The following is a 23,054-nucleotide window of genomic DNA, read 5'->3' as shown; positions in this document are numbered from 1 at the left end:
CCGCGCTCTGCTTCCAGTGTGCGCGGTGCCCCGGATATCCGTACGAAGGGAAAACGTACGGGGGAAAACATGCGGCGAATAGCCTACGAACTACTTCAGGCCGGGGTACAACGGGTGCTTGTCGGCCAGAGCGGACACACGGGCCTTCAGGGACCCCGTGTCGTAGGACGGCTTCAGCGTCTCGGCGATGATGTCCGCGACCTCGGTGAAGTCCTCGGCCGTGAAGCCGCGGGTGGCGAGGGCGGGCGTGCCGATGCGCAGGCCGGAGGTGACCATCGGCGGGCGCGGGTCGTTCGGGATGGCGTTGCGGTTGACCGTGATGCCGACCTCGTGGAGGCGGTCCTCGGCCTGCTGCCCGTCCAGCTCGGAGTTGCGCAGGTCGACCAGGACCAGGTGCACGTCCGTGCCCCCGGACAGGACGTCCACGCCGACGGCCTTCACGTCGTCCTGGACCAGACGCTCGGCCAGGATGCGCGCGCCGTCCAGCGTGCGCTGCTGGCGCTCCTTGAAGTCGTCCGAGGCGGCGACCTTGAAGGAGACGGCCTTGGCGGCGATCACGTGCTCCAGGGGGCCGCCCTGGAAGCCCGGGAAGACCGAGGAGTTCAGCTTCTTCGCGAACTCCTTCTTCGCCAGGATGATGCCGCCGCGGGGGCCGCCGAGCGTCTTGTGCGTGGTGGAGGTGACCACGTCCGCGAACGGCACCGGGTTCGGGTGCAGACCCGCCGCGACCAGACCCGCGAAGTGGGCCATGTCGACCCACAGGAGGGCGCCGGCCTCGTCCGCGATCCGGCGGAACTCGGCGAAGTCGAGCTGACGCGGGTACGCCGACCAGCCCGCGATGATCACCTTCGGGCGGTGCTCCTTGGCGAGCCGCTCGACCTCGGCCATGTCGACCAGGCCGGCCTCGTCCACGTGGTACGCGACCACGTCGAACTGCTTGCCCGAGAAGTTCAGGCGCATGCCGTGGGTCAGGTGGCCGCCGTGGGCCAGGTCCAGTCCGAGGATGGTGTCGCCGGGCTGGGCCAGCGCGAACAGCGCGGCCTGGTTGGCGGAGGCACCCGAGTGGGGCTGGACGTTGGCGTACTCGGCGCCGAACAGGTCCTTGACCCGGTCGATGGCGATCTGCTCGGCCACGTCGACGTGCTCGCAGCCGCCGTAGTAGCGGCGGCCCGGGTAGCCCTCGGCGTACTTGTTGGTCAGGACCGAGCCCTGGGCCTCCATGACCGCGACCGGAGCGAAGTTCTCCGAGGCGATCATCTCCAGCGTGGACTGCTGGCGGTGCAGCTCGGCGTCGACGGCGGCGGCGACGTCCGGGTCGAGCTCGTGCAGGGGGGTGTTCATCAGCGACATGCGGGTGACTCCTCAGCCGGCCGTGAAGGCGGTGTACTCGTCGGCGGACATCAGGTCCTCGGGCTCGCCGGAGACGCGCACCTTGAACAGCCAGCCGCCCTCGAAGGGCGCGGAGTTCACCAGGGCCGGGTCGTCCACGACGTCCTGGTTGGCCTCGACGACCTCGCCGTCCACCGGGGAGTACAGGTCGCTGACGGACTTGGTCGACTCCAGTTCGCCGCAGGACTCGCCCGCGGTCACCGTGTCACCGACGGCCGGGAGCTGGGCGTAGACGACATCGCCGAGCGCGTTGGCCGCGAACTCGGTGATGCCGACCGTCGCGACGCCGTCCTCGGCGACGGACAGCCACTCGTGCTCCTTGCTGTAACGCAGCTGCTGGGGGTTGCTCATGACCTGAATTCTCCTGTACGCGGTGGAGTGATGATGGAGGGAAGCGCGGGTGACCGGGCGGATGTGCCCAGGGTCACGTCCGGGGCCCGGCGAGGGGCGCCCGTCGGTACCGGCGCCCGACGGGCGTCCGGTTCATGTCCGGCCGGTGCGGACCAGTGTCACTTCTGCCGCTTGTAGAACGGCAGCGCCACGACCTCGTACGGTTCGTGGCTGCCCCGGATGTCCACGCCCACACCGGTCGTGCCCGGCGCGGCGTGCGCGGCGTCGACGTACGCCATGGCGATCGGCTTGCCCAGGGTCGGGGACGGGGCGCCGGAGGTGACCTCGCCGATCACCTCGCCGCCTGCGACGACCGAGAACCCGGCGCGCGGCACGCGGCGGCCCTCGGCGATCAGCCCGACGAGCACGCGCGGCGGCTCGGAGGCGGCACGCTCGGCGGCTTCGGTCAGGGCCGCGCGCCCCACGAAGTCACCGTCCTTCTCGAACTTCACGACCCGGCCGAGGCCCGCGTCGAAGGGGGTCAGCGCGGTGGTCAGCTCGTGCCCGTACAGCGGCATGCCGGCCTCCAGGCGCAGCGTGTCGCGGCAGGACAGGCCGCAGGGCACGAGACCGGCCGGGGTGCCCGCGTCGGTGAGCGCCTGCCACACCTTCTCGGCGTCGGCGGGGGCGACGAACAGCTCGAAGCCGTCCTCGCCGGTGTAGCCGGTGCGGGCGATCAGGGCAGGGACGCCGGCCACCGTGCCCGGCAGGCCCGCGTAGTACTTCAGGCCGTCGAGGTCCGCGTCGGTGACCGCCTTGAGGATGCCGGGGGACTCGGGGCCCTGCACGGCGATCAGCGCGTACGCGTCACGGTCGTCGCGCACCACGGCGTCGAAACCGGCGGCACGCCCGGTCAGCGCGTCCAGCACCACCTGGGCGTTGGAGGCGTTGGCGACGACCATGTATTCGTGCTCGGCCAGCCGGTAGACGATCAGGTCGTCCAGGATGCCGCCGTCCTCCTGGCAGATCATGGTGTAGCGGGCGCGGCCGACGCCGACGGTGGCGATGTTGCCGACCAGCGCGTGGTTCAGGAGGGCCGCGGCCTCGGGGCCGGTGACGGTGATCTCGCCCATGTGGGAGAGGTCGAAGAGACCGGCCTTCGTGCGGACGGCGACGTGCTCGTCACGCTCCGAGCCGTAGCGCAGGGGCATGTCCCAGCCCGCGAAGTCGGTCATGGTCGCGCCGAGCGAACGATGCAGGGCATCGAGCGCGGTGTGACGGGGTGCGTTGCTGCTCATCGGTCTGGCTCCCAAGGCATGACGGCGAGGTCGTTCCTCCCCATCTGTCATCGGAACCTGAGAGGTTCATCACGACCACACGAATCGGTGGTCCTGACTTGCACCTTGGGTGGAGCCGCCGGAGCGGCCCGCTTTTCAGATGTGCCTCGCCCGCGCGGTAACGGTGCCTGAGAGATTCAAGGGAGGGACTTGCTCCTTCGGCGCCCGGGTACACGTACCCAGGACTCTCCCGCGCGGATTCAAGCGGCCGGTATGCAGTTGGCGCGGCCATCATCGCACGCGCTGTCGGATCACGGCAGCCCGCCATCTGTGACGGGGCTGTGGCAGTCCGCGTACGGAAATGGGAAGCGCCGGGCATTACCTTCTCTTTACACTCGACGGGGATGGGACTCCACATCCAAGGGGAGGACGGTCACGGTGAACAGGACCAGGGCGTACGCGACGACCTCGGGTCTCGCGCTGCCCGAGCAGCCCGGCGCACGGGCCCGGGAGGCTCGCGGAGCGCGTCCCGCGGTCGTCGTGCGGGATCTCCGCGACCGGGTCGGGCGCAGTCCGCACGGCCTCCGCTTCGGGGCGCAGGACCTCGTCGTCGTCGCCGGGCTGCCCGGCAGCGGCAAGTCGACGCTGATGCGGCGGGCCGTGCGGGGCGCCCGCGTCGACTCCCAGGACACCCGCGAGCGCTGGGACGGCCGGATGCCCGGCCTGCTGCCGTACGCGGTCTACCGTCCCCTCGTCCGCCTCGCGCACTACGCCGGCCTGCGCCGCGCCCTGCGCGAGGGCGGCGGACTCGTCGTGCACGACTGCGGTACGCAGACCTGGGTGCGCCGCTGGCTCGCCCGCGAGGCCCGGCGCCGTGGCGGCGCGCTGCACCTGCTGCTGCTCGACGTCACACCCGGCACCGCGCTGGACGGCCAGCGCGAGCGGGGCCGGGGCGTCTCGCGCTACGCCTTCGCCCGCCACCGCGGCGCGATCGCCCGGCTGCTGCGCTCCGCCGAGACGGGAGACCTGCCCGAGGGGTGCGGCTCGGCGGTACTGATCGACCGGGACGCGGCGGACGTGCTGCGCAGGATCGACTTCGGCCACTGACCGGTCACGGTGGCCCACTAACCTTTCCAGCCGGAACAGTGGTTCGAAGCGGGCGGTAGACAGATGGACTTTCCGGCACAGGCGCACCCCCATCCGCACGGCGGTTGGCCCGGCAACGAGCTGGAGGAGGTGTTGTCCTCCTCCCTGGGCGTACCCGGGCCCTCGGCGGGCGCTCGCATCGTCGAGGTGCTCGGCCGCAGCTTCGTATGGGTGCCGCTGCCCAATGGCGGCGGCCCGAACAGCGGTCCGCTCGATCTGCCCACGATGGACATCGGGGGCCAGGCCTTCGTCCCCGTCTTCAGCTCCGAGGAGCAGTTCCGCCAGGTCGTCGGCGGTCACATGTCGTACACGATCGCGCCCGCCGTGGAGTTCGCCCGCGGACTTCCCCCGCAGGTCGGCATCGTGGTGAACCCGGACGGCGTGGTCGGCGTGCCGCTGCCGCCCATGGCCGTGGCCGAACTGTGCCGGGCCGGGCGGACCGAACTGGACGGGGCGGCCAGCGGCGGCCGGGTGCGGCTCTTCGAGCCCGACTGGCAGGACGATCCGGTGGACTTCCTCGCCGCGGCCTCGGCGGAGTTCGCCGCGACGGGTGTCGTCCTGAGCGCCCGCCGCTGTCTGGCCAGCGTCGAGGGCGACGAACCGGTCATGTTCATCGGCGTCGAGCTCGCGGCGTGGGAGGGCGACGCCCGTGCCCTGCCGCTGGACGCCCTGGGCCGTGCTCTCGGCCGCGTGCCGGTCGGCATTCCGGTGAACCTGGTCCTTCTCGACGTGACGCAGGACCCGGTCGGCGACTGGATGCGTGCCCAGGTGCGCCCCTTCTACCTGCACGGTCACTGAACGGCACCCGCGCCGGGAGTGCCCGGCCGGACCGCACGCCCGCCGCGCGGGGCCCTCGGCCGCCCCGCGCGGCGGTTCCCGGCTCTCGACTGCTTCCCCCGGCGGAGCACGATCGCCGCATAAGCTGGTTTCATGGCCTGGTCGAGGTGTTGACGCATGTCGGTAACCGGTGCCTCGGGCGTAAGGGATGAGTTCGTCGTGAATTGTTCGCGAAGGGGCGGTTGAAGGTGAGCGCGTCGGGCACGGCCGCGGCCGGGCAGGTCGAGCACATGCTGCGCCAGGTGACTCCCGGGCGTTACGACGCCTACGAGGCGCTCCTTCGCGCGCTCGCGACCCCGTCGTCCGGCCAGGTGTGGATGCTGCTCTGGCACGGCCAGGCCGGCTCCCCGGACGCCCAGTACGGGAACATGCAGGTGGACGGCCTGGGGTACGCGCCCTGCGTCACCTCCGCACAGGAACTCTCGGCCAGTGGCTGGAACCGCAGTTACGAGGTCGTGGACGGGCTGGACGTCGCCCGCACCCTGTACCCCGACCACTTCGGTCTCTGGCTCAACCCGCATGCCCCGGGCGGCGGCCTCGGCATCCCGTGGCTGGATCTGCGCCGGATCGCCACGGGCCTGGAGCGGCAGCCGGCGGGCCCGCTGCGGCTGTCCGAACCGGCCATCGAGATTCCGCAGTTCTACGCCCTGCTCACACAGAACGCCCATCTCACCCCGGCCGTAAGGTCGTTGCGCCGCGCCTGGGTCCAACCCACGCTCGGGGCGCCGTATCTGGCCATCGGCCTCGACGTGTACGACACTTCACCGCCCGCCGTCGACTCGGTGCGGGCGATGATGCAGCAGTCCATCGGCGCCGTCCCGGACGGGCTGCCCGTCTCCACCGTCGCGATGTCGGACGAGTTCGACCCGGTGGCGATGTGGCTGCGTGCCAACGCACGTCCGTTCTACGACCGCGAGGCGCACGCCGCTCCGGCGCAGGCGCCGACAGCGGGCGGTTACGGCTATCCGCCGGCCCGTGGCGGCTACTGAGAGCGTCCCGAATTCCGGACCTGTCGCATGCCTGTGCGAGAACGACTGGCATCATGAGACTGCACACGGTCTTCACGAAGCGTGCGCTCCATGCTGCTGACCTGCGGGGAAGCGGACGCATGTGCCGATTGTCCCGTTTTGGTGGGACTCCCGACTCAAAAGACCCTTATGGGTTCTTTGTTGTCGATTGGCAGTCGTCCGACTCCTGTTACCCACTGTTCGGATAACGGAATCCCCCAACAAGCATCACGGTTGCGCATAGTTTCTCCATGAGGCCTGGCACCTGATCGTGGCGGCACTGAAGACTCGCCCATCAGACACGGGACATCGCTCCTGTGAGCGAGTGCTAGTCGAATCATCAGCCGGGTCATCGGACCGCACCATCTGCGGTCAACCTCCCGGCGAGCAAGTGAACCAAGCCGCAGACAGCGGCAGTCGTAGGCCGGTCACCACCGGCGAGAGGGGTCGGGTCACTGTGACCGCACCGATCGAGACCACCGCGGCGGCATCGGAAGCACAGCCAGAGGCTGCGCTTGCCGGAGCCGGCAAGGGGCAGATCGAGGGCCGTTCCCTGGGACAGATCGCCTGGACGCGCTTCAAGCGTGACAAGGTGGCGGTCGCCGGCGGTGTCATCGTCGTACTGCTCATCCTGCTGGCGATCCTCGCCCGGCCCCTCCAGTCGATGCTGGGGCTGGACCCGAACGCCTTCAACCAGGACCTGATCGACCCGAACACCTCGCTGCCCAAGGGCGGCATGGGTGGCATGAGCGGTGACCACCCGCTCGGTGTGGACCCGAAGTTCGGCCGCGACCTCGCCACCCGCCTCCTGGAGGGCTCCTGGGTGTCGCTGGTCGTCGCCTTCGGCGCCACCATCCTGTCGAACGTGATCGGCGCGATCCTGGGCGTCGTCGCGGGCTTCTACGGCGGACGGGTCGACTCGATCATCAGCCGCCTGATGGACACCTTCCTCGCCTTCCCCCTCCTGCTGTTCGCGATCGCCATCTCGGCGACGCTGCAGGGCGGCGCGTTCGGCCTCGAAGGGCTCCCGCTCCACCTGAGCGTGCTGATCTTCGTGATCGGCTTCTTCAACTGGCCCTACCTGGGCCGGATCGTCCGAGGCCAGACCCTCGCCCTGCGTGAGCGGGAATTCGTGGACGCCTCCCGGGGCATGGGGGCCAAGGGCCCGTACATCCTGTTCCGGGAGCTGCTGCCCAACCTGGTCGGCCCGATCATCGTCTACTCGACGCTGCTCATCCCGACCAACATTCTCTTCGAGGCGTCCCTCAGCTTCCTCGGGGTCGGCATCCAGCCCCCGCAGGCGTCCTGGGGCGGCATGCTCCGTGAAGCGGTGACCTACTACGAGGTCGACCCGCAGTTCATGATCGTGCCCGGCCTCGCCATCTTCGTGACCGTCCTCGCCTTCAACCTGCTGGGCGACGGTCTCCGCGATGCTCTCGACCCGCGCAGCCGCTGATGCCTGACGGACACCGAGAGACCACCAAGTTTCCTACAATGAAGGGGAACCCGCCCATCATGCGAAGGTCAGCGCTGGCCGCAATTGCGGCCATCGGCTCCGCGAGTCTGCTCGTTGCAGGCTGCAGCAAGGCCGATGACAACAAGAACACCGACAACACGAAGTCAGCTGGGGCCAACGCAGCGACCACGGACGTCGTCAACGCCTCCACCCAGAAGGGGGGCACGGTCACGTACGAGTACTCCGACGTGCCGGACTCCTTCGACCCGGGCAACACGTACTACGCGTACATGTACAACCTCTCGCGTCTGTACGCCCGCCCCCTGATGACGTTCCAGCCCGGCGCCGGCGAGAAGGGCAACACCCTTGTCCCGGACCTCGCGGCCAGCGCGGGTGTCCCGAGCGACGGCGGCAAGACCTGGACGTACAAGCTGCGTGCGGGTCTGAAGTACCAGGACGGCACCGCGATCACGTCCAAGGACGTCAAGTACGCGGTCGAGCGCTCCAACTTCGCGCGTGACGTGCTCTCCCTCGGCCCGAACTACTTCCAGCAGTTCCTCGTGGGCGGCGACAAGTACAAGGGTCCCTACAAGGACAAGAGCGCCAAGGGCCTCTCGTCCATCGAGACCCCGGACGACACCACCGTCGTCTTCCACCTGAAGACCGCGTTCCAGGAGTTCGACTACCTGGTCGCCTCGCCGCAGACGGCGCCGGTCCCGCAGGCCAAGGACAACGGCGTCGACTACGTCAAGAACATCGTGTCCTCGGGCTCGTACAAGTTCGAGAGCTACGCCGACGGCAAGCAGGCCGTCCTCGTGCGCAACGAGAACTGGGACCCGAAGACGGACCCGCTGCGCAAGCAGTACCCGAACAAGATCGTCGTGAACCTGAAGGTCGCCGCTGAGACGATCGACAAGGACGTCCTCGCGGGCGACGCGATCGACCTCGGCGGTGCCGGTGTCCAGGCCGCGACCCAGGCGCAGCTCCTGAGCTCGGCCGACAAGAAGGCCAACACGGACAACACCTACGGTGGCCGTCTCGTCTACATGGCGATCAACACCAAGGTGAAGCCGTTCGACAACGTCGCGTGCCGCAAGGCCGTGCAGTTCGCGATCGACAAGGTCTCCGTGCAGACCGCCGAGGGTGGTCCGGTCCGCGGCGACATCGCCTCCACCGTCCTCCCGCCGGACATCCCGGGCTACGCCAAGTCGGACGTCTACGCGTCCGCCGGCAACAAGGGTGACGAGGCCAAGGCCAAGGAGCAGCTCAAGGCCTGCGGCAAGGAGAGCATCAACACCAACATCTCCGCCCGCAGCGACCGCCCGCAGGAGATCGACGCGGCCACCGCGATCATCAACTCGCTGAAGAAGGTCGGCATCAACGCCAGCCTGAAGCAGTACCCGTCGGGCAAGTACTTCACCGACTACGCGGGTGTCCCGAAGTTCACCGAGAAGAACAACATCGGTCTGATCATGATGCAGTGGGGTGCCGACTGGCCCTCCGGCTACGGCTTCCTGCAGCAGATCCTGAACGGCTCCGCGATCGGCGCCTCGGGTAACACCAACCTGTCGCAGTACGACAACAAGGACGTCAACGCCCTCCTCGAGAAGGCGATCGGTACGCAGGACAACGCCGCGCGCAACGCCCTGTACACCGAGATCGACAAGAAGACCATGGACGACGCCGTCCTCGTGCCGCTGACCTACTTCAAGGTTCTGCTGGCCCGACCGCAGTACGCGACCAACCTGGTCTCCACGGCGGCCTTCAGCGGTCAGTACGACTACCTCAACATCGGCACCACGAAGAAGTAGCAGCCCCGGAAGGCAGGTGAAGGCATTGGTGCCCGCGGGCTTAGCGGCCCGCGGGCACCAGCGCCGATCCCCGTGATCTCGTACATCCTCCGTCGGACGGCAGCGGCAGTGATCCTGCTCCTGGTCGTCTCCGCGGTCACCTTCGCCATCTTCTTCCTGCTGCCAAGACTGGCCGGCCAGACCGCCGACCAGCTCGCGCAGCAGTACATCGGGAAGAGCCCGTCGAAGGCCGACATCCTCGCGGTCAAGCACAACCTCGGTCTGGACCAGCCCGTCTACGTCCAGTACTGGCACTTCATCAAGGGGATCGTCAGCGGCGCGACCTATGACCTGGGTCCCACCACGGCGCACTGCGACGCACCGTGCTTCGGGTACTCCTTCAAGACGCACCAGGCTGTCTGGCCGGAGCTCACCTCGCGCCTCCCGGTGACGCTCTCGCTCGCCGTCGGTGCCGCGGTGCTGTGGCTGGTGTCCGGTGTGACGGCCGGTGTGATCTCGGCGCTCAAGCCGCGTTCCATCCTGGACCGCACGTTCATGGGCATCGCGCTCGCCGGTGTCTCGCTGCCCATGTTCTTCACGGGCAACCTGGCGCTGCTGCTCTTCACCATCAACTGGCCGATCTTCGGCCGGACCTACGTCCCGTTCACCGAGAACCCCGCACAGTGGGCCAACACCCTCTTCCCCGCGTGGTGTTCTCTCGCTCTCCTGTACTCCGCCATCTACGCGCGGCTCACCCGCTCGGGCATGCTGGAGACGATGAACGAGGACTTCATCCGCACGGCCCGTGCCAAGGGCCTGCGCGAGGGCAAGGTCGTGGTCCGGCACGGACTGCGCGCCGCCCTCACCCCGATCATCACCGTCTTCGGCATGGACATCGGTCTGCTGCTCGGCGGTGCCGTGATCACCGAATACGTGTTCTCTCTGCACGGCATCGGCCAGTACGCGGTGCAGGGCATCACCGACAACGATCTGCCGAAGATCCTCGGTGTGACCCTTCTCGCCGCGTTCTTCGTCGTCGTGGCAAATCTTCTGGTGGACATGCTCTACGCGGCCGCCGACCCGCGGGTGAGGCTCTCATGACCGAACTGTCCAAGACCGGCGCAGCGCTGGGCGAGCCCGTCTCGTCGCCGTCGAACGCCCCCAAGGCGTTCCTCGATGTGCGTGACCTCAAGGTGCACTTCCCGACCGACGACGGTCTGGTCAAGTCCGTCGACGGGCTCAGCTTCTCGGTGGAGAAGGGCAAGACCCTCTGCGTCGTGGGCGAGTCGGGTTCCGGCAAGTCCGTGACCTCGCTGGCGATCATGGGCCTGCACCGCCTCGGCGCGCGCGGCAAGAACGTCCAGATGTCGGGCGAGATCTGGCTCGGCGGCAAGGAACTGGTCAACGCCGACCCGGACGAGGTGCGCAAGCTCCGCGGCCGCGAGATGGCGATGATCTTCCAGGACCCGCTGTCCGCGATGCACCCGTACTACACGATCGGCAACCAGATCGTGGAGGCGTACCGCAACCACCACAAGGTCGACAAGAAGACCGCCCGCAAGCGGGCGATCGAGATGCTCGACCGCGTGGGCATCCCCGAGCCGGGCAAGCGCGTCGACAGCTACCCGCACGAGTTCTCGGGCGGTATGCGTCAGCGCGCGATGATCGCGATGGCGCTCGTCAACAACCCCGAGCTGCTCATCGCGGACGAGCCGACGACCGCCCTCGACGTCACCGTCCAGGCGCAGATCCTCGACCTCATCCGCGACCTGCAGAAGGAGTTCGGCTCCGCGGTCGTCCTCATCACCCACGACCTGGGTGTGGTGGCCGAGATCGCCGACGACGTCCTCGTGATGTACGGCGGCCGGTGCGTGGAGCGCGGCTCCGTCGAGCGGGTCTTCGAGCAGCCGCAGCACCCCTACACCTGGGGTCTGCTCGGCTCGATGCCGCGTATCGACCGCGACACCTCCGACCGGCTCATCCCGGTCAAGGGCCAGCCGCCGAGCCTCATCAACGTCCCCTCGGGCTGCGCGTTCCACCCGCGCTGCCCGTACGCGGACCTGCCCAAGGGCAATGTCACCCGCACCGTGCGCCCCGAACTGCAGCTTGTTGGCAGCGATCACTACACCGCCTGCCACCTCTCGCAGGAGGACCGCACGCGGATCTGGACCGAAGAGATTGCGCCGAAGCTGTGAGTGAGAACAACAAGACGGACGGCGCCGGCGCGGTGATCCCGCAGCAGGCCGCGGGTCCCGCGCACCGCGCGAAGTCCTCGGACAGCAGTGAGGTCCTCCTCCGGGTCCAGGGGCTCCAGAAGCACTTCCCCATCCGGAAGGGCGTTCTCCAGCGTCAGGTCGGCGCGGTCAAGGCGGTCGACGGCATCGACTTCGAGGTCCGCAAGGGCGAGACGCTCGGCGTCGTCGGCGAGTCCGGCTGCGGCAAGTCGACCATGGGCCGGGTCATCACCCGTCTCCAGGACCCGACCGGCGGCACCATCGAGTTCGAGGGCCAGGACATCACCCGGCTCAGCGCCTCGAAGATGCGTCCGCTGCGCCGTGACATCCAGATGATCTTCCAGGACCCGTACGGGTCGCTGAACCCCCGTCACACCATCGGCTCGATCGTCTCGGCGCCGTTCCGGCTCCAGCACGTGGAGCCCGAGGGCGGTGTGAAGAAGGAGGTCCAGCGGCTCCTGGAGCTGGTGGGTCTGAGCCCCGAGCACTACAACCGCTACCCGCACGAGTTCTCCGGCGGTCAGCGCCAGCGCATCGGCATCGCCCGCGCGCTCGCCCTGAAGCCGAAGCTGGTCGTGGCGGACGAGCCGGTCTCGGCGCTCGACGTGTCGATCCAGGCGCAGGTCGTGAACCTGATGGACGACCTCCAGTCCGAGCTGGGCCTGACGTACGTGATCATCGCTCACGACCTCTCCGTCGTGCGCCATGTCTCGGACCGCATCGCGGTGATGTACCTCGGCAAGATCGTCGAGCTCGCCGACCGCTCCTCGCTGTACGAGGCGCCGATGCACCCGTACACCAAGGCCCTGATGTCGGCCGTGCCGGTGCCGGACCCCAAGCGTCGTGGCGTCAAGAGCGAGCGGATCCTGCTCAAGGGCGACGTGCCCTCGCCGATCGCGCCGCCGAGCGGCTGCCGGTTCCACACCCGGTGCTGGAAGGCCACGCAGGTCTGCAAGACGACCGAGCCCCCGCTCATCGAGCTGAAGCCCGGTCAGCAGGTCGCCTGCCACCACCCGGAGAACGCCGCGGACCAGGCTCCTCAGGACGTCGTCCTGCTCTCGGCCGCCCGCGAGGCCGTCGAGCTGGTGTCCGTCGTGGAATCCGCCGAGGTGTCGGGCGAGGCTCCGGCCGAGCTCGCCGCCACCGCTGAGGAGGCCGCCACCGCTGAGGAGGCCGCCACCGCTGAGGAGGCCGCCACCGCTGAGGAGGCCGGCTCCGCGTCGGACTCCGCGGTCGCGGAAGCCGATCGTCAGGAGTCAACCGGCAAGTAGGCCGTGACGACTTGGCAAAGTCATGAACATGCCTGAACGGGAGAGTGCAGAGTCCTGCGTGTCCGTCTGATCGGAAACGATCGGCACACGTACGAAAGGGACGCTGATGGCACTCTCCCGTTCGGCACGTTCAGGGGCACTCGCGACCGCGATCGCCTCCTTGCTTCTCGTCGCCGCCTCCTCCGCCCCCACCCCCGGCGCGGACGGCATCGGCGACACGTACTTCCCCCGGCTCGGCAACGGCGGCTTCGACGCCCGCCACTACGCCCTCGACGTGGCGTACGACCCCGGCACCGACCGCCTCGACGGCGTGACGACCCTCACCGCCCGCGCCACCCAGAACCTCTCCGCCTTCGACCTGGACCTCCAGAAGCTGGACGTCACGAGGGTCGAGGTGAACGGCAGAGCGGCCCGCTTCACGCGGGAGGGCGACGAGATCCGCGTCACCCCGCGCGGCACGCTGCCCAGGGGCAGGGACTTCACGGTGACCGTCACCTACGGCGGGGTCCCCGAGCCGCTCAACGGCCCGATCGTGTTCGGCTCCGACTACGGGTGGATGAAGACCACGGACGGCGTGTTCGTCGCCTGCGAGCCCAACGCCGCCTCCACCTGGTTCCCCTCCAGCGACCACCCCTCCGACAAGGCGACCTACGACATCCGCATCACGGCCCCCAAGGGCCTGACGGCGGTCTCCAACGGACGCCTGGTCTCGACCCGCGACAAGGGCGCCTCCACGGTCACGCACTGGCGCGAGAGCCGCCCCATGGCCACCTACCTCGCGACGGCGACCATCGGCACGTTCGACGTGAAGACCGGCACCACCCCGGGCGGTACACCGATCTACGTCGCGATCGACCCCGTGCTGGCCAACAGCAACAGCGTCGACGTGTACGCCGTCACCGCCGAGGCCACCGACTACTGGTCGCAGGTGTTCGGCCCGTACCCGTTCGAGGAGACCGGCGCCGTCGTCGACGACATGCCCGAGGCGGGCTTCTCGCTGGAGGTCCAGTCGAAGCCCGTGTACTCGGCGGTGCGCTCGGAGTCGACCATCGTGCACGAGCTGGCCCACCAGTGGTTCGGCGACTCCGTCTCGGTGGCGCACTGGAAGGACATCTGGCTCAACGAGGGCTTCGCGACCTACGCCCAGTGGCTGTGGGCCGAGCACAAGGGCGTCCGCTCGGCGCACGACTCGTTCGTCGCCGGGTACAACCAGCGGCCCGCGGACTCCGCCTTCTGGCAGACCACGGTCGGCGACCCGCAGCGGGACACGATGTTCGCCTCGGCGGTCTACCAGCGGGGCGCGATGACGCTCCAGACGCTGCGCGAACGCATCGGCGACACGGCCTTCTTCAAGCTGCTGCCGGCGTGGACGAAGCTGCACCGGTACGGCAACGCGGACACCGCCGACTTCATCGCCCTGGCCGAGAGGATCTCCGGGCAGCAGCTCGACGATCTCTTCGGGACCTGGCTGTTCACCACAGGCAAGCCGGCCGTCTAGACCTTCCTTCGTAGGGTCGAGCCTGCCCTCCAGCCCTTCCTTCGTAAGGCGCACCCCCCGCGACGGGTGAGAATGTGGGGGTGCTCCAGCAACTGTTCAATCCCTCCGTCCAGCACACGCTCGACCTGATCGGCATCTTCGTCTTCGCGATCTCCGGCGCCCTGCTGGCCGTCCGCAAGAACTTCGACGTCTTCGGGATCGCCGTCCTCGCGGAGATCACCGCGCTGGGCGGAGGGCTGCTGCGCGACGTGATCATCGGTGCCGTGCCCCCGGCGGCCTTCACCGACCTGGGGTACTTCACCACACCGCTCGTCGCCGCCCTGCTCGTGTTCTTCATGCACCCGCACGTGGAACGCATCCAGGTCGGCGTGAACGTGTTCGACGCGGCCGGGCTCGGACTGTTCTGTGTCACCGGCACGGTCAAGGCGTACGACTACGGGCTCGGCCTGACCGCCTCCGCCGCCCTCGGCCTCGCGACCGCCGTGGGCGGCGGTGTGCTGCGTGACGTCCTCGCCAACGAGGTGCCCTCCCTGCTGCGCTGGGACCGTGACCTCTACGCGGTGCCGGCGATGGTCGGCGCCACGATGGTGGTGCTCTGCATCCGCTTCGACGCGCTCACCCCGTTCACCAGTGGTCTCGCCGTTGCCACGGCCTTCGTGCTGCGCCTGTTCGCGATGCGGTTCCACTGGCGGGCTCCGCGCGCGTGGAACCGCCGCTCGACGGTTCGTGAGGAAGAGAGCTCCTGATCCGGTCGGCGCCGACCGCTCCGCCGGCGTCCCCGGGACCGCCCGTCCCGCCCTCCGTCTCCTCCGCCTCTTCCGTCCCCTCCGTCCCCGGAGTCCCTGCCGCGCCGACCCCGCCGGAGCCGAACCGCTCGGTCAGCCAGCGGAAGACCTCCGGGAGCTGCGGCCGCCACAGTCCCATGTCGTGGCCGCCCGCGCTGCGCGGCAGCAGCACCACGTCCACGCTCGTCGGCGGCTTCGCGATCGCCTGGATCGCGGTGCCCGCCTGGTATCCGTCACCCGACTCGCCGGAGAAGTAGAGGGCGGTCCGGGGAGGGGCGGGGGCGGTGCGCAGCAGCAGGAGGGGGTTGTTGCGCCGGCGCAGTTCGAGGGTCCGCCCGGCGAGTGAACTGCGTTCGCCCCGGGGGTCGTTGTAGCCGGACATGCTCACCGCGGCCCGGTAGCGGTCGGGGTGGGCGACGGCCAGCTTGGTGGCGCAGTGCGCCCCGGCCGAGTACCCGGCCGTGGCCCAGCCGTCCGGGGCGGGCTCGGCGCGGAAGTTGTCCATGACCATCCGCGGCACGTCGATGCTGAGCCAGCTCTCCGCGTTCACCGTTCCGGGGATGTTCGCGCAGCCGGTGTCCGCGCGGGCCAGCAGGTTGGTGCGGGGCGCGACCAGGATGAACGGCGCGACCCGGCCGTCGAGCATCATCGGCCGCAGTTGCTCGTGCACCCTCAGGGAGCCGAACCACGCCTTGGCGGAGCCCGGATATCCCGGCAGCAGCTCCACGACGGGGAACGCCCGGTGCCGGTAGGCGGGTTCGTCGTACTGCGGCGGCAGCCAGACGTAGACCTCGGCGTTCACCCCCGAGACCCGTCCCCTCAGGTCGGTGACGCGCACCCCGCCGGCCTGTCGCATGCGCGGGCCGCCGGCCTGCCGGAAGGTCTGCCGCACCGGGGGCAGGTTCTTCAGCGAGATCCCTCCGGTGCCGTCCGCGCCGAGGTCGGCGGCCTGCTGGACGTGGTTGCCGGTGCCGAGGAGGTCGGCCCAGTCGTCGTACAGGTTGTTGGCGTTGTTCACGAGGACGAACACGAGGCTGATCGCCGTCCCCTGGACGAACAGCAGCATCAGGAGCCGGGCCGCGGCGCGCACCGGCGCCGGTCCTGGCACCCGGGACCACAGGACCAGGGGCAGCAGAAGGGCGACGGCGCACAGCACGAAAGAGGTCAGGAGGAATGATGTCCCGGTGAGGCTCATGTCCCATCAGAGGAGAACCCGGACCGATTGGTTACGGATGATTACGGACACTTGACAGGAAATTGCCGAATCCTCACCTGAACGGTCGGATGATGGGGGGAGTGGCGGGGGTGCCCGTGCCTCCGAATGGGTGAAAGCTACCGCTTAGTAATTTCCTGTTGTACCGTTCATGTATGCCAGAAGCAGCTTCGGTACAGGCCGCACGGGCCACGATCGGCGACAGCGAGTTCGACCGGGACACCACCGTCACCCCGCGCGGGGCCGGCGTCTACGACGTCGACCTCTCCGCCGGGTGGACGATCATCAACGCCGTCAACGGCGGCTATCTGCTGGCCGTCCTCGGCCGGGCGCTCGCCGACGCCCTCCCGCACTCCGACCCGTTCACGGTCTCCGCGCACTATCTGACCGCGTCCCAGCCGGGTCCCGCCGTCATCCGCACGGACGTCGTACGCACCGGCCGGACGCTGTCGACCGGACAGGCCTCCCTCTTCCAGTACGACGACGAGGGCCGCGAGATCGAGCGCATCCGCGTGCTCGCCTCGTACGGCGATCTCGACTCCCTGCCCGACGACGTCCGCACGACCGCGCTGCCGCCCGCGATCCCGCCCATGGACCAGTGCTTCGGTCCCCAGGACGCGCCCGCCCCCATCCCCGGCAGCTCGGCGATCACCGACCGGCTGTTCCTCAAGCTCGACCCCGCGACCCTCGGCTGGGCGCTCGGCGCTCCGTCCGGGAAGGGCGAGATGCGGTCGTGGTTCGGACTCGCCGACGGCCGGGACGCGGACCCGCTCTCGCTGCTCCTCGCGGTCGACGCGCTGCCGCCGACGGCCTTCGAGATCGGCCTGTCCGGCTGGGTGCCGACCGTCGAGCTGACCGTGCACGTGCGGTGCCGTCCGGCGCCCGGTCCGCTGCGGGTGTCGATCACCACCCGCAACCTCGCCGGGGGCTTCCTGGAGGAGGACGCGGAGGTCTGGGACAGCGAGGACCGTCTGGTCGCCCAGTCCCGCCAGCTCGCCCGCGCCCGCCTCGCCTGACCCGCCACGGCCGCTTCCGGCCCGGCCCGGACGGCCGGGGCTCCGGACCCCGGACCCGAAGCCGTGAGAGCGCCGCAGGATCGCCTGCGGCGCTCTCACGGCTTCGAAGGCACCCCTGCCCGCCCGGCGCCCCCCCGTGGCCCGGTGCCCGCGCCGTCAGGCGGCCACCGTCAGGTCGCCATCGTCAGGCGGGCGGCAGCAGGGGCCGGCCACCTTCAGCCAGTCACCAGCGGGCGGTCACCGTCGGGCAGCCACCATCAGACGGTCACCAGCGGCCTCGGCTCCAAGGCCGGTGTCCGGTACCTGTTCGTACGCCTTCACGCGACCTCCCTCGCCGAGCTGCCCGAGGACGACGGCGCCGACGGAGACGGCGGCCGCCATCGGCGCGGTGTACGAGGGGGGTTGAGCACCGGCCCCGGGCCCGCGCCGCACAGCAAGGCACAGCTCCGGCACAGCGCGGCCCTACGTGGATCTGGTCCGCTGTCTCCCGCTCGTCCGGCCATCGTCGGCCGACTTACGTGACCTGACCGGGAGTTGCCCCATGAACCGTCGTGCACGACTCGTTCCCTTCGTCGCCTTCCTCGCGCTCTCGCCCCTGCTGGCGGCCTGCGGCTCCGGTGACTCGTCGTCCTCGGACGGCAAGACCTCCGGCGGACAGAACTGCACGCGCCCGTCCGGGATGCCGGGCGGAGCCTCCGGACGCCCCAGCGGTGCGCCCTCGGGCATGCCCTCGCGGTCCGGTGCCCCTTCGGGCGTGCCCACCGGGAACGCCCCCTCCGGGTTCCCCTCGGGCATGCCGAGCGGTGGCCCCGGCGGTGGCGCGGGCGGCGGCCAGGGCGGCTGCGGCGGCGGTCCCGGCGGCGGCCGGATGGGGCAGGGGCAGGGGCAGTCGGCCGCTCAGGGCTGAGACGGGGGAGGCCCCCGCTGCCGTACGGAGGCGGTGTCACGCCGGTACGGCGCGGCCCGCGGAGCCGGGGCCGAGGGCGGGTGACGGTGCGGCGCGTCCGGGGAACGGGCGCGCCGCCGGCCCGTGTCGCTGTCCTGGCCCTGCGCCGGGGCTGATCAGCCGAGCCAGTGGCGGCGGCCGATGCTGATCAGCCGCATCTGACGGCTCGCGGTCCTGGCCACCCGTTCGCGTTCCGCCGGGGAGCCGTCCAGCGCCTCCAGGAACGCCGAGGCCGCCATCAGCATGTGGTCGACGTACAGGCCCGCCAGCATCAGCAGATCGTCGTCGTTCCACCCCGCCGACTCGGGGTGCTCGGCCAGCGCGTCCCTGACCTCCTCGGCGAACCGGGCCAGTTGCTCGCTGATCGCGTCCCGCACCGGCTGGACACCACCGTGCCGTTCGCGCGCGATGAAGCGGACGTGCGCCGGATGCGTCGCGACGTGGTGGGCGATCAGTTCCACGGCGCGCGCGATGCGTTCGTCGCCGTCGCCGGCCGTCGACACGATGTCCTCGATCATCGGGTGCAGGCTGCCGAGCGCCTCCTCGACCAGCGCCGCACCGAGATCCGCCGTCGAGCGGAAATGCCGGTAGAAGGCGGTCGGGGCGACTCCGACGGCGCGGGTGACCTCCCGCAGTCCCAGGCTGCTCAGGCTCTGATCCTCCAGAAGCCCCAACGCGGCGTCCAGCAGCGCCTGTCGGGTTTTCTGCTTCTGCGCCTGGCGGATGCCGAGAGTGTGACTCATGCCATGCAGTTAACAACTGTTCTCCGGAATTTTAAAGCCGTGGAGCGCGCTAGACTCCAGAGTCAGTGAACAACTGTTACTACAACCGTTCACTGAGCTGTCAAGTCCCGGAAACATCGGGCCCTCACCGTTGAGGTCCCGGAGGTTCCAGGACCGGACTTCGAGACTTCTTCGAGAGGCATCTCATGCTGTTCCTCGTCGCCGCACTCCTGCTGCTCGGCGTCGTGATGGGCTCCGTGGCGCACGCGCCGCTGTCCTTCACCCTCGTCGCCGCGGCCGTCATCGGCGTCTGGCTGATCGTCTTCGCGCTGCGCGAGCGCGGGGCCCGCCGGCGTCACCCCTCCGCCAACTGACCGTCGGTCCCGCACCTTTGCCGACCGGCCGTTGGTCCCACACCTTCACCAACTGACCGTTGGGAGCTGACTCACGTCATGGAACTCACCGCGCGCACCACCGGCACGACCCGCTCGCCCCGCACCACCGCGACGCCCCGCACCACCGAAACCGTCCGCACCGAGGGCGCCGCCGAGACCGTCCGCGCCACGCGCCGGACCGGCGTCAAGGACGCCGACGGCATGGCCGTGGCCTCCTTCGTCCTCGGCCTGCTCGGCCTGCTCGTGCTGAACGTCTTCCTGGGCCCCGTCGCCATCGCCCTCGCCTCCGTCGCCCTCTGGCGCGGCACGGCCCGCCGGGGCCGCGCCTTCCTCGGCCTCGGCCTGGGCATCGCCGACCTGGTGGTCCTGGTCGCCTTCATGCAGGTCGACAACACGGTGTCCTGGAGCTTCTGAGGCCGCCGCGACGGCCGGGGCCGAGGTCAGGGCCCACGGCGAGCGGCGCCGGGCCGCCGGGCGAGGGCCCGGGCGCGGCGCCGTGGAGCGCGCCGCCGGGCCGCGCGCGAGCCGGGGCGGGCCGTCATGCCGCCGGGGGCAGGGGAGTAGGGGGAACGGGCCCGTAGAATCGAGCCCACCATGGCTTACCTCGACCACGCCGCGACCACCCCCATGCTTCCCGAGGCAGCAGAGGCTCTGACCGCCCGACTGAGCGTCACGGGCAACGCCTCCTCCCTCCACGCCGCCGGCCGCACCGCGCGGCGGGCCGTCGAGGAGGCCCGTGAAACCCTGGCGGACGCCCTCGGCGCCCGCCCCAGCGAGGTGGTCCTCACCTCCGGCGGCACCGAGGCCGACAACCTCGCGGTGAAGGGCCTGTACTGGTCCCGCAGAGACGCCGATCCGGTCCGTACCCGTGTTCTCGCGAGCCCCGTCGAGCACCATGCCGTCCTCGACGCGGTCCACTGGCTCGGTGAGCACGAGGGCGCCACGGTCGAGTACCTGCCCGTCGACGCCCACGGCCGCGTCCACCCCGACGCCCTGCGCGAGGCCATCGCCCGCGACCCCGCGGACGTCGCCCTCGCCACGGTCATGTGGGCCAACAACGAGATCGGCACCATCATGCCGGTCCGTGAACTCGCGGACGTCGCGGCCGAGTTCGATGTCCCGCTGCACGCCGACGCGGTCCAGGCCTTCGGTCAGGTCCCGGTCGACTTCGCGGCCTCCGGCCTCGCCGCGATGACGGTGTCCGGCCACAAGATCGGCGGTCCCTACGGGATCGGCGCGCTGCTTCTCGGCCGCGAGTACAGCCCCGTGCCCGTGCTGCACGGGGGCGGTCAGGAGCGCCACGTGCGCTCCGGCACCCTCGACGTCCCCGCCACCGTGTCCTTCGCGGTCGCCGGGCGGCTGGCCGTCGAACGGCAGGAGTGGTTCGCCCGCGAGATCGGCGCCCTGCGCGACGACCTGGCCGACGCCGTCGTCAAGGCCGTGCCCGACGCGATCCTCGGCGGTGACCCGGAACCCGGGGGCCGGCTGCCCGCCAACGCGCACTTCACCTTCCCCGGCTGCGAGGGCGACTCGCTGCTCCTCCTGCTCGACGCGCAGGGCATCGAGTGCTCCACCGGCTCGGCGTGCACGGCGGGCGTGGCCCAGCCGAGCCACGTCGTCCTCGCCACCGGCACCGACCCGGACCTCGCCCGGGGCACCCTGCGCTTCTCCCTCGGCCACACCTCCACACGGGCGGACGTCGCGGCGGTGGCGCGGGCCATCGGCCCGGCGGTGGAGCGGGCGCGCATGGCGGGTCTGACCTGACGTCCACCCGGTGAGGCGCCCGGGGATCCTCGACGGGCGGGTTCCTCGGCGGACGGGATTCCTTGTCGGGCTTCTGCCGAGTCAGGCCTCTGCCGACCGGGCCCGCCGTACGAGCCGTATGTACCGGTCCCAGTCCCAGTAGCGCCCGGGATCCGTGTGGTCCGTGCCCGGGACCTCGATGTGTCCGATGATGTGCTCGCGGTCCACGGGAATGCCGTACCGCCCGCATATCCTGGCCGTCAGCCGCGCCGAGGCCTCGTACATCGCGTCCGTGAACGACGAGGGGCGGTCGACGAAACCCTCGTGCTCGATGCCGACGCTGCGTTCGTTGTACGCGCGGTTGCCCGCGTGGAACGCCACGTCCAGCTCGCGGATCATCTGCGTGACACGACCGTCCCCGCGGACGATGTAGTGAGCGGCCGCCTCGTGCTTCGGGTCCTGGAAGGCCCGCACCGCGCTCGCGAAGCTGCCCTGGGTGACATGGATGACCACCCGGTCTATCCCGTAGTCGTCGGGACGGTCGGCCCGCCGCCAGTTCGCCGCCGAAGCCGCCACCCACTGCGCGCCCCGGAAGTCCACCGCCCCCGCGACGCGTGCCTTCTCCACACCCGGAAGCCGCCACCACAGGTGCGACAGCTCCTCGCGGGCGAGCCCGGCCGCGCTCACGGCCGCCGCCAGACCGCCGATGAGCAGCACGCGGCGTCCGACCGGCCGGTCGCCGTCCTTGGCTCCCGCCGCGGCCCCACCGCTCCGTGGCCTTCCCGGCTTCTCCTTTTTCGCCCCCATGCGATCTTCAACGGATACTCGCGGGTTCCGGTTCCCGCGGCCCCGTACTCTGGAGGGGTTATGACTGACACCTCGCAGCGCCCCCTCCGCGTCCTCGCCGCCATGTCGGGCGGAGTGGACTCCGCCGTAGCCGCCGCCCGTGCCGCCGAGGCCGGGCACGACGTGACGGGTGTGCACCTCGCCCTCTCGGCGAACCCGCAATCGTTCAGGACCGGCGCGCGCGGCTGCTGCACCATCGAGGACTCGCGCGACGCCCGCCGGGCCGCCGACGTCATCGGCATCCCGTTCTACGTCTGGGACCTCGCCGAGCGCTTCCGCGAGGACGTCGTCGAGGACTTCATCGCCGAGTACGAGGCCGGCCGCACCCCGAACCCGTGCCTGCGCTGCAACGAGAAGATCAAGTTCGCCGCCCTGCTGGACAAGGCGCTCGCGCTCGGCTTCGACGCGGTCTGCACCGGCCACTACGCGCAGGTGATCGTCCGCGAGGACGGCACGCGCGAGCTGCACCGGGCCTCCGACATGGCCAAGGACCAGTCGTACGTCCTCGGCGTCCTGGACGACCGCCAGCTCGCCCACGCGCTGTTCCCGCTCGGCGACACGGTCACGACCAAGGACGAGATCCGCGCCGAGGCCGAGCGCCGGGGCCTGGCCGTCGCCAAGAAGCCGGACTCGCACGACATCTGCTTCATCGCCGACGGCGACACCCAGGGCTTCCTCGCGGGCCGGCTCGGCAAGGCCGAGGGCGACATCGTCGACGAGACCGGCGCCAGGATCGGTACCCACGAGGGCGCGTACGGCTTCACGATCGGCCAGCGCAAGGGCCTGCGCATCGGTACCCCGGCCGCCGACGGCAAGCCGCGCTACGTCCTGGACATCTCGCCGGTGAACAACACGGTCACGGTCGGCCCGGCCGCCTCCCTGGACGTGTCCGCCCTGACCGCGATCAAGCCCCGCTGGTGCGGCGCCGCCCCGGTCGGTCCCGGCACCTACACCGCCCAGCTGCGCGCCCACGGCGGCGAGACCGAGGTGAGCGCCGGCCTGGTCGACGGCGAGCTGCGGGTCACCTTCACCGAGCCGGTCCGGGGCGTCGCCCCCGGCCAGGCGATCGTCCTGTACGACGGCACCCGCGTGGTGGGCTCGGCGACGATCGCGACGACCACGCGCGCGACGGCGGACGTCTAGACCGACCGGC

General features: G+C 70.2%; 22 protein-coding genes, 1 pseudogene and 1 riboswitch. Of the genes and pseudogenes, 16 read left to right on the top strand and 7 right to left on the bottom strand.

The window, feature by feature from the left end:
- Window positions 1-90: 90 nt before the first annotated feature.
- From glyA to gcvT, 3 genes are all read right to left on the bottom strand, one after another.
- Window positions 91-1,350 (bottom strand): serine hydroxymethyltransferase, encoded by a 1,260-nt coding sequence (glyA, locus tag ACFYW9_RS13865; RefSeq protein WP_389148856.1) that lies wholly within the window; start codon window positions 1,348-1,350, stop codon window positions 91-93.
- A gap of 12 nt (window positions 1,351-1,362) precedes the next feature.
- Window positions 1,363-1,740 (bottom strand): glycine cleavage system protein GcvH, encoded by a 378-nt coding sequence (gene gcvH / locus ACFYW9_RS13860; protein WP_351872218.1) that lies wholly within the window; start codon window positions 1,738-1,740, stop codon window positions 1,363-1,365.
- A gap of 158 nt (window positions 1,741-1,898) precedes the next feature.
- The gene (gene gcvT / locus ACFYW9_RS13855) at window positions 1,899-3,017 is read right to left on the bottom strand and encodes a glycine cleavage system aminomethyltransferase GcvT (protein ID WP_389148853.1); all 1,119 of its coding nucleotides are present in this window, start codon (window positions 3,015-3,017) and stop codon (window positions 1,899-1,901) included.
- Window positions 3,018-3,162: 145 nt separating this feature from the next.
- Window positions 3,163-3,259: riboswitch (glycine riboswitch) on the bottom strand.
- Between the two features lie 175 nt (window positions 3,260-3,434).
- Here gcvT and ACFYW9_RS13850 point away from each other — a divergent pair.
- The 10 genes from ACFYW9_RS13850 to ACFYW9_RS13805 all read left to right on the top strand — a co-directional run bounded on the left by ACFYW9_RS13850 (window position 3,435) and on the right by ACFYW9_RS13805 (window position 14,981).
- The gene (locus ACFYW9_RS13850; protein WP_389148850.1) at window positions 3,435-4,103 is read left to right on the top strand and encodes an AAA family ATPase; all 669 of its coding nucleotides are present in this window, start codon (window positions 3,435-3,437) and stop codon (window positions 4,101-4,103) included.
- 63 nt (window positions 4,104-4,166) lie between these two features.
- The gene (locus tag ACFYW9_RS13845) at window positions 4,167-4,940 is read left to right on the top strand and encodes an enhanced serine sensitivity protein SseB (RefSeq protein WP_351872211.1); all 774 of its coding nucleotides are present in this window, start codon (window positions 4,167-4,169) and stop codon (window positions 4,938-4,940) included.
- A 227-nt stretch (window positions 4,941-5,167) separates the two neighbouring features.
- On the top strand, window positions 5,168-5,968 hold the full coding sequence (locus ACFYW9_RS13840) for an enhanced serine sensitivity protein SseB C-terminal domain-containing protein (protein ID WP_328671538.1): 801 nt from the start codon (window positions 5,168-5,170) through the stop codon (window positions 5,966-5,968).
- A 475-nt stretch (window positions 5,969-6,443) separates the two neighbouring features.
- Entirely contained in the window at window positions 6,444-7,442 is a 999-nt protein-coding gene (locus ACFYW9_RS13835) for an ABC transporter permease (protein ID WP_351872205.1), read from the top strand.
- 59 nt (window positions 7,443-7,501) lie between these two features.
- The gene (locus tag ACFYW9_RS13830; RefSeq protein ID WP_389148845.1) at window positions 7,502-9,253 is read left to right on the top strand and encodes an ABC transporter substrate-binding protein; all 1,752 of its coding nucleotides are present in this window, start codon (window positions 7,502-7,504) and stop codon (window positions 9,251-9,253) included.
- A 72-nt stretch (window positions 9,254-9,325) separates the two neighbouring features.
- Entirely contained in the window at window positions 9,326-10,333 is a 1,008-nt protein-coding gene (locus ACFYW9_RS13825) for an ABC transporter permease (RefSeq protein ID WP_326785395.1), read from the top strand.
- Window positions 10,330-11,427 (top strand): ABC transporter ATP-binding protein, encoded by a 1,098-nt coding sequence (locus tag ACFYW9_RS13820; RefSeq protein ID WP_389148841.1) that lies wholly within the window; start codon window positions 10,330-10,332, stop codon window positions 11,425-11,427. Before ACFYW9_RS13825 ends, ACFYW9_RS13820 begins: the two co-directional genes overlap by 4 nt.
- Entirely contained in the window at window positions 11,424-12,737 is a 1,314-nt protein-coding gene (locus ACFYW9_RS13815) for an ABC transporter ATP-binding protein (protein WP_389148837.1), read from the top strand. Before ACFYW9_RS13820 ends, ACFYW9_RS13815 begins: the two co-directional genes overlap by 4 nt.
- Window positions 12,738-12,843: 106 nt before the next feature.
- The gene (locus tag ACFYW9_RS13810; RefSeq protein ID WP_389148834.1) at window positions 12,844-14,235 is read left to right on the top strand and encodes a M1 family metallopeptidase; all 1,392 of its coding nucleotides are present in this window, start codon (window positions 12,844-12,846) and stop codon (window positions 14,233-14,235) included.
- Window positions 14,236-14,315: 80 nt separating this feature from the next.
- Window positions 14,316-14,981, top strand: a complete 666-nt coding sequence (locus tag ACFYW9_RS13805) for a trimeric intracellular cation channel family protein (protein ID WP_351872195.1) — start codon at window positions 14,316-14,318, stop codon at window positions 14,979-14,981.
- On the opposite strand, the pseudogene ACFYW9_RS13800 reads toward ACFYW9_RS13805, so the two are convergent.
- A pseudogene (locus ACFYW9_RS13800) lies at window positions 14,884-16,215 on the bottom strand (alpha/beta hydrolase); the annotation flags it as partial. The gene ACFYW9_RS13805 and the pseudogene ACFYW9_RS13800 sit on opposite strands and share 98 nt — an antisense overlap.
- Window positions 16,216-16,388: 173 nt before the next feature.
- On the opposite strand from ACFYW9_RS13800, the gene ACFYW9_RS13795 reads away from it, so the two are divergent.
- The gene (locus tag ACFYW9_RS13795; protein WP_351872192.1) at window positions 16,389-17,249 is read left to right on the top strand and encodes a thioesterase family protein; all 861 of its coding nucleotides are present in this window, start codon (window positions 16,389-16,391) and stop codon (window positions 17,247-17,249) included.
- Window positions 17,250-17,486: 237 nt separating this feature from the next.
- Here the strand turns inward: ACFYW9_RS13795 and ACFYW9_RS13790 are convergent, their stop codons facing one another.
- The gene (locus ACFYW9_RS13790) at window positions 17,487-17,630 is read right to left on the bottom strand and encodes a hypothetical protein (RefSeq protein WP_389148829.1); all 144 of its coding nucleotides are present in this window, start codon (window positions 17,628-17,630) and stop codon (window positions 17,487-17,489) included.
- Between the two features lie 160 nt (window positions 17,631-17,790).
- Here ACFYW9_RS13790 and ACFYW9_RS13785 point away from each other — a divergent pair, with 160 nt between their 5' ends.
- Window positions 17,791-18,156 carry a hypothetical protein gene (locus ACFYW9_RS13785; RefSeq protein ID WP_389148826.1) on the top strand — a complete coding sequence of 122 codons (366 nt, stop codon included), beginning with the start codon at window positions 17,791-17,793 and terminating at the stop codon, window positions 18,154-18,156.
- 155 nt (window positions 18,157-18,311) lie between these two features.
- Here the strand turns inward: ACFYW9_RS13785 and ACFYW9_RS13780 are convergent, their stop codons facing one another.
- The gene (locus tag ACFYW9_RS13780; protein WP_328447865.1) at window positions 18,312-18,938 is read right to left on the bottom strand and encodes a TetR family transcriptional regulator; all 627 of its coding nucleotides are present in this window, start codon (window positions 18,936-18,938) and stop codon (window positions 18,312-18,314) included.
- Between the two features lie 185 nt (window positions 18,939-19,123).
- Here ACFYW9_RS13780 and ACFYW9_RS13775 point away from each other — a divergent pair, with 185 nt between their 5' ends.
- The 3 genes from ACFYW9_RS13775 to ACFYW9_RS13765 all read left to right on the top strand — a co-directional run bounded on the left by ACFYW9_RS13775 (window position 19,124) and on the right by ACFYW9_RS13765 (window position 21,076).
- Window positions 19,124-19,291: a hypothetical protein gene (locus ACFYW9_RS13775; protein ID WP_326785385.1), complete on the top strand. Its 168-nt coding sequence runs from the start codon at window positions 19,124-19,126 to the stop codon at window positions 19,289-19,291.
- Between the two features lie 222 nt (window positions 19,292-19,513).
- The gene (locus tag ACFYW9_RS13770) at window positions 19,514-19,726 is read left to right on the top strand and encodes a DUF4190 domain-containing protein (protein ID WP_351872280.1); all 213 of its coding nucleotides are present in this window, start codon (window positions 19,514-19,516) and stop codon (window positions 19,724-19,726) included.
- A gap of 180 nt (window positions 19,727-19,906) precedes the next feature.
- Complete coding sequence (locus tag ACFYW9_RS13765; protein WP_389148822.1) at window positions 19,907-21,076, top strand: cysteine desulfurase family protein; 1,170 nt, start codon at window positions 19,907-19,909, stop codon at window positions 21,074-21,076.
- An 81-nt stretch (window positions 21,077-21,157) separates the two neighbouring features.
- Here ACFYW9_RS13765 and ACFYW9_RS13760 read toward each other — a convergent pair whose 3' ends face one another.
- The gene (locus ACFYW9_RS13760; protein ID WP_389148819.1) at window positions 21,158-21,862 is read right to left on the bottom strand and encodes an N-acetylmuramoyl-L-alanine amidase; all 705 of its coding nucleotides are present in this window, start codon (window positions 21,860-21,862) and stop codon (window positions 21,158-21,160) included.
- Window positions 21,863-21,922: 60 nt separating this feature from the next.
- Between ACFYW9_RS13760 and mnmA the strand changes: the two genes are divergently transcribed.
- Complete coding sequence (gene mnmA, locus ACFYW9_RS13755) at window positions 21,923-23,044, top strand: tRNA 2-thiouridine(34) synthase MnmA (protein WP_389148816.1); 1,122 nt, start codon at window positions 21,923-21,925, stop codon at window positions 23,042-23,044.
- Window positions 23,045-23,054: the final 10 nt, after the last annotated feature.

Source organism: Streptomyces sp. NPDC002698 (assembly GCF_042888945.1).
GTDB lineage: Bacteria > Actinomycetota > Actinomycetes > Streptomycetales > Streptomycetaceae > Streptomyces.
Note: the sequence above shows the minus strand (reverse complement) of the source record. Positions and strands in the feature narration are given on the sequence as shown.